The organism is Moraxella bovoculi 237, from assembly GCF_000696305.2.
Taxonomy (GTDB): domain Bacteria; phylum Pseudomonadota; class Gammaproteobacteria; order Pseudomonadales; family Moraxellaceae; genus Moraxella; species Moraxella bovoculi.
The window spans coordinates 1-5,928 of record NZ_AOMT01000008.1 but is presented as its reverse complement, the minus strand read 5'-3'; the positions used below and the strand labels follow the sequence as shown (position 1 = coordinate 5,928).

Annotated in this window: 6 protein-coding genes; 3 read left to right on the top strand and 3 right to left on the bottom strand. The window is 46.5% G+C overall.

Annotated features, from left to right (window positions below; all coding sequences use genetic code 11):
- Positions 1–16 precede the first annotated feature (16 nt).
- The 3 genes from MBO_RS02860 to ribA form a co-directional block, all read right to left on the bottom strand.
- Complete coding sequence (locus MBO_RS02860; protein WP_036363391.1) at positions 17–466, bottom strand: c-type cytochrome; 450 nt, start codon at positions 464–466, stop codon at positions 17–19.
- Between the two features lie 181 nt (positions 467–647).
- Positions 648–1,640 carry an oxygen-dependent coproporphyrinogen oxidase gene (gene hemF / locus MBO_RS02855; protein WP_036363397.1) on the bottom strand — a complete coding sequence of 331 codons (993 nt, stop codon included), beginning with the start codon at positions 1,638–1,640 and terminating at the stop codon, positions 648–650.
- Positions 1,641–1,659: 19 nt separating this feature from the next.
- Positions 1,660–2,253 carry a GTP cyclohydrolase II gene (ribA, locus tag MBO_RS02850; protein ID WP_080702170.1) on the bottom strand — a complete coding sequence of 198 codons (594 nt, stop codon included), beginning with the start codon at positions 2,251–2,253 and terminating at the stop codon, positions 1,660–1,662.
- A 258-nt stretch (positions 2,254–2,511) separates the two neighbouring features.
- On the opposite strand from ribA, the gene MBO_RS02845 reads away from it, so the two are divergent.
- The 3 genes from MBO_RS02845 (at position 2,512) to MBO_RS02835 (ending at position 5,905) form a co-directional block, all read left to right on the top strand.
- Positions 2,512–4,614 (top strand): 1-deoxy-D-xylulose-5-phosphate synthase, encoded by a 2,103-nt coding sequence (locus MBO_RS02845; RefSeq protein ID WP_036363389.1) that lies wholly within the window; start codon positions 2,512–2,514, stop codon positions 4,612–4,614.
- A 90-nt stretch (positions 4,615–4,704) separates the two neighbouring features.
- Complete coding sequence (locus MBO_RS02840; RefSeq protein ID WP_036363387.1) at positions 4,705–5,538, top strand: inositol monophosphatase family protein; 834 nt, start codon at positions 4,705–4,707, stop codon at positions 5,536–5,538.
- A 214-nt stretch (positions 5,539–5,752) separates the two neighbouring features.
- On the top strand, positions 5,753–5,905 hold the full coding sequence (locus tag MBO_RS02835) for a hypothetical protein (protein ID WP_160169655.1): 153 nt from the start codon (positions 5,753–5,755) through the stop codon (positions 5,903–5,905).
- Positions 5,906–5,928 lie beyond the last annotated feature (23 nt).

Genomic DNA, 5,928 nt, shown 5'->3' with positions numbered 1-5,928 from the left:
TNTTTTTATTGACCAGTCATCTACTTTTATAAGATTTATGACATGAACCACAACTTTCGTTCATCTTACCAAATGCTTTTTCAACATCAGCAAAAGATTGAGCTTTGTCGGCAGCACTTACCAGTTCGCCGACAGCGTCATCAAACATCTGTGCTTTAAGTTTAAATCCTGCAGCATCCGTCCAAACGGTATCTTGTGCCTTGCCTTTTTCTGCATCATTATCAAAATGTGCCCAAACATGTGTGCTGGCCTGAATGGCGTCGGCTTGTTCCTTAAAGGCTTTTGCATCAAAGCGATCTTCAAAAAGCATGCTTTTCATAATATCGCTTGATATGCGCCAGTCTTGCATGATGTCTTGGCGAATACTGACATCGTTTGGTGTTGTAGGTTTTGAGCTACAAGCAGTAACGGTTAATGCAGCAACAATGGCGATAGTAAGACCTTTACTGATTGGCAATATGTTCATGGCTTCCTCGCAAGGTGGCTAAAATAGAAAAATAATACCTGTTTTCACCAGCGGCTTGATGATGAATTCAGATGGACTTTTCAATATAACACACAAAACATTGATTTTCAATGAAAGTCATGAATGTTGCCTATGTTCAAACAGACCAATACGCCGCGTCCAATAACACGACCAATAACTGTTAGGTTGGTTGTGATGCCAGCCAATCTCTAGGCTTTAAATAAAAGTCGGTCAGTTCAAATTCAGGCGTGCCTACTTCAGGCTCATAGCGATACGACCAACTGGCTAGCGGCGGCATGGATACCAGAATCGATTCGGTGCGCCCATTTGACTGTAGTCCAAATATTGTTCCACGGTCATAGACGAGATTATATTCCACATAGCGTCCGCGGCGATACAGCTGAAACTCTCGCTCGTTTTGAGTGTAGGCTTTGTGCTTGTTATTCTCGAAGATTGGTACGATCCCATCAAGATAGCCTTGTCCGACTGCCTGCATGAAAGCAAAACACTGATCAAAATCCCAGCCCATGCTGGCAGTATTCAGATCATCATAAAATAGACCACCGACACCACGGCATTCTTTGCGATGTTTTAGATAAAAATATTCATCACACCAAGTTTTGAATCTTTCGTAGATTTGTTCACCAAATGGCTGGCATAAATCATGTGCGACTTGATGCCAATGTATGACATCATTCATGTTGGGATAAAAAGGTGTCAGGTCAAAACCGCCGCCGAACCACCAAATGGACTCACTGCCATTTTTTGGTTGTGCTACGAACAGTCGCACATTGGCATGACTGGTTGGCACATGGGGGTTGGTTGGGTGGATGACAAGCGAAACCCCCATTGCTTGTGCTTTTGCTCCCACAAGCTGTGGATAGCGTTCGGTGGCGGACGGTGGTAATTTGTTAATGTGGATATGGCTGAACATCACGCCGCCTTTTTCAATGACCTTGCCACCACTCATCACGCATGAGCGGCCACCACCACCTTCGGCTCTCTCCCAGTCGTCGATGATGAACTTGACATCGCTGCCGCCATCAACGCCGCCTGATTTTTCTTGATTTTCTAAGGTGGTGCAAATTCTGTCTTGTAAGTTTAATAAAAATTCTCGTACTTGCCCAAGCTTGGCATCAAAATCTGCCGCTGTGGTGTTACTGTTGTTAGCCATGATGTTGCCTACTGTATCTTTATTGGTGATTAATAAAGTGTCCCATTTTTGAGTCTTTGACATTGAGATAATCTTGGTTGTGTGGATTGACACCGACGATGAGCGGAACGCGCTCTACCACCTCAAGCCCTAGTGACTTTAGATCATTGACTTTATTGGGGTTATTGGTCATGAGTGATAATTTGGTGACACCAACGTGCTCAAGCATTTCTTTGCACATCTCATAGGTGCGAGCATCGGCAGGCAGCCCGAGCAGTAGGTTGGCATCTAAGGTATCGTGCCCTTGGTCTTGTAGGGCGTAGGCGCGGATTTTGTTGGTGAGCCCGATACCACGACCCTCTTGGCGTAGGTATAGTATGGCGCCGCAGCCGTGTGCTTGAACGGCTTGCATGGCAGCGTTCAGCTGGGGGCCGCAGTCGCATTTGAGCGAGCCGAGCGCATCACCTGTCAGGCATTCTGAGTGAATGCGTACCACAGGAATGGTGGTAGGATTGCCACAGGGCAATCCATGGCTTAGAAGAATGTGCTCTTGTCCGATTTCGTTTTCGAATACATGAATGTCAAATTCACCATGAACGGTGGGCAGTTTTGCTTTGGTGATGAATTGATACAAAATAAACCCCAAATGGCATGATGCCAATAATGCTAATCTTTATGTGAAATTTTGATGAAAAATGGAATGCTTAATTAAAAATAATGGTGTTCTTATGGCAAAAATAAAGCCTATCTTGTAAAATAGTCGCACGATGTCGCCAAAAACGCTATTATGCCATACTATTTTTATGATTGAAAAGATAATTACAGTAAGATGCGCGAAATCGCCCTAAAAATAACCTGCGCGACCCACTTATCAACTCGGAAAAAGCCAGTCATGCCACATTCTATTGACAGCCAAACATTCACATCAAGAGTATTTTCTCAGATTCCCACCACTCGTCCTGTAACACCATTGCTTGATAAAGTCAGCTTGCCCAAAGATTTAAAGGGGTTAAACACCGACGAGCTGTGCCAATTATCGGACGAATTGCGTGAATATTTGCTCTACTCGGTCGGTCAAAGTGGTGGGCATTTTGGAGCAAATTTGGGCGTGGTGGAGCTGACGGTTGCTCTGCACGCCAGTTATGATACACCTTATGATAAGCTCGTGTGGGACGTGGGTCATCAGGCGTACGCCCATAAGGTGCTAACAGGTCGGCGTGATAAGCTTGTGCGTATCCGTGCCAAGGGCGGTCTGACGGCATTTCCTGAACGCACTGAGAGCGAGTACGACACCTTTGGTGTGGGGCATAGCTCTACGTCCATATCGGCAGGACTTGGCATGAGCCTTGCGAGCCGTATCAAGGGCGAAAACCGCAAGGTCGTGGCCGTCATCGGAGATGGGGCGATGACGGGGGGCATGGCGTTTGAAGCGATGAATGATGCGGTGCAACAAAATGCCGATTTGACGGTGGTGCTAAACGACAATGACATGTCAATCTCGCAAGCCATTGGTGGGTTTAGTCGCCATTTGGCACGGCTATGGCAACGTGGGCTTGCCTTTGATATTGACAAACACGGCAATATCTTGATGATAAAGCGTGAGATTAGCCCTGATGACAGACGGGTTCGCCACTATCTGCACATGGCAAATGGGGCAAAAGAAACCCTAGAAAAAATCCCTGCCAAACTGGGCGGTAATCTTGTGCAAAATATCGGCGGTCTTTTTGGCAAAAACGCTCCGCCCATGCCCTTGTCGGACAAAATCGCCGAAAAAGTGCATGACCATATTTTCCCTGATAATCTATTTAAGGCGATTGGTTTCACCTATCTTGGACCTTTCGACGGACATGATTTGCCAAAACTTTTGCAAGTGTTTGAACGTGCCAAACAGTTACAAGGGGCGGTGCTGATTCACGTCCACACGGTCAAAGGCAAGGGCTTTTTGCCTGCCGAGGCTGACCCCATTACTTATCACGCCATTGGCAAACTACCCAAAAAAGATGTGCTAAAAAAGGACAACGCTCCCAAAGCCAAAAAATATTCAGACGTTTTTGGCGACTGGCTTATGGATAACGGAGCTGAACCCCACATGGTTGCCATTACCCCTGCCATGTGCGAAGGCTCGGGCATGGTAGCATTCGCTAAGGCGTATCCTGCCAAGTTTTTTGATGTGGCGATTGCCGAACAGCACGCCGTAACCTTAGCAGGGGGCATGGCAACAGGTGGATTAAAACCCGTGGTGGCGATTTATTCTACCTTTTTACAGCGTGGCTATGACCAGCTGATTCATGATGTCGCCTTACAAAACTTAGACGTAACCTTTGCCATAGACCGAGCGGGGCTTGTGGGTGAAGACGGGGCGACTCATGCAGGCGTGTTTGATTTGGCGTATTTACGCTGCGTGCCAAATGTGGTGATTGCCACGCCAAGCGATGAACATGAATGCTATCATCTACTAAACGCTTGCTATGCTTATCAAGGTACAAGTGCCATTCGCTATCCTAGGGGCGTGGGCGTGGGGCGACAGATTATCAAAGATGATGAAAAATTTATCATCGGCAAGGCAAAAATCGTATGGCGGACGGATAATTTTACGGACAAATCAGACAAAAAAGAGACAGGCAAAAAAATCGCCGTTCTTGCCTTTGGTACACGCCTAAGCGACAGCCTATCGGCAAGCCAAACGTTCGCCCAAACGACAGACACGCCCATGACGGTGGTGGATATGCGGTGGGTCAAGCCGCTTGATAATGAGCTGATAGACGAGCTTATCGGGCAGGGCGTTACGCATTTTATCACGGTAGAAGAACATCAGCGTATGGGCGGAGCGGGTTCTGCGGTGGGCGAATATCTGGCAAGTGTGGGCTATGGCGGTCGCCTTGTGCAGATTGGCATTGATGATGTGTTTGTCGCTCATGGCAGTCATGATGAGCAGTTGGCGGAATGTGGGCTGGATAGGGGTGGTATTTTGGCGACATTACAAGCTCTAAAATAAGGCGTGAAAATTAGCCAGTTTTAAGCTATAATGATTCTTTTGTATGATGAATGCAAAACCACTATTTAAGACATGTTTATAAGGTGAAGTATGGAACCGATGGTAGTCATCGCGTCACAAGTGGCGCAAAAAGTTGGTCATGAAATTCTACGTGCACATGAGAATCGCCATCGTGTGGATTTGGCGGTAGAGTCTAAGGGTCTTGATGGTCTGGTGACCAAGATTGACCGCTATGCCGAAGAGCTGACGATTTCTTTATTAAAAGAAAGCTATCCAAATCACTCTTTTTTGGGTGAGGAATTTGGTCTGCAAGAAGGCAAGGGTGCGGATGCGGATTGGTGCTGGATCATTGACCCGCTGGACGGCACGCAGAACTTTGTTCATGGGGTGCCGCATTTTTGCGTGTCGATTGCTGTCCAAAAAAACGGCGTAACTGAGCATGGCGTGGTCTATGACCCTGTGCGCGATGAGCTATTTACTGCCAGCCGTGGACGTGGCGCGCGCCTGAATCAGCGTCGAATGATGGTGTCGGATCGTAAGACCATCGCAGGCGGTCTGTTCACAACAGGCCATCCTTATGAACGCATGGTTGGTGAACAGCGTACAAGCTTTGCTCGTCAGCACTTTGCCAGCTTACAAGCCATCTGCGAGAATGGTGGCCAAGTTCGTCGTACAGGCTCTGCTGCTCTTGATCTGTGTTATGTAGCTGCTGGTCGTTTTGATGGCTATTTTGAAATGTCATTAAAACCTTGGGATGTTGCCGCAGGCGAGCTGATCGTTACCGAGGCTCACGGGGTGGTTGTAGATCACCATGGTGCCAATAACTCCATGACCACAGGCTCTGTATTTGCATGTAATGTTAAACTGCTCAAACCTTTGATGCAGCTGGTCGTTCCTTTATGGGAAAATGCATTATCTCATTAATTGCTGATCCAGAAACCGCCAATCAAGGCGGTTTTTTATTGTCAAAATTTTGTCAAAAAAGAAACATCTGTTTACACTTTATCGAAGATTTTGGCAAGTTTTGATTGAGTACAAATGTAAACTTCAGTTATACTCATGGATATGAAGTGATTGATGCTTGTCAAGCAAATCAATCAAATGCCAGATGAATAAATAGCAGAATAAGGAGTGTAGCATGAGCGCCAAAAATCAACAACCAGTCAATGCATCTCTAGAGATGACCGTCCTGTCAAAAGGTGAAAAGAAACACGTGACGTCAGAGATGATCAAAGCCGTACTTGCTAAGTTGGCAGAAGACAATCGAGCTCCATTGGCATTAAGTGCCTAAATGTGATAAAAAACCATCCTTAA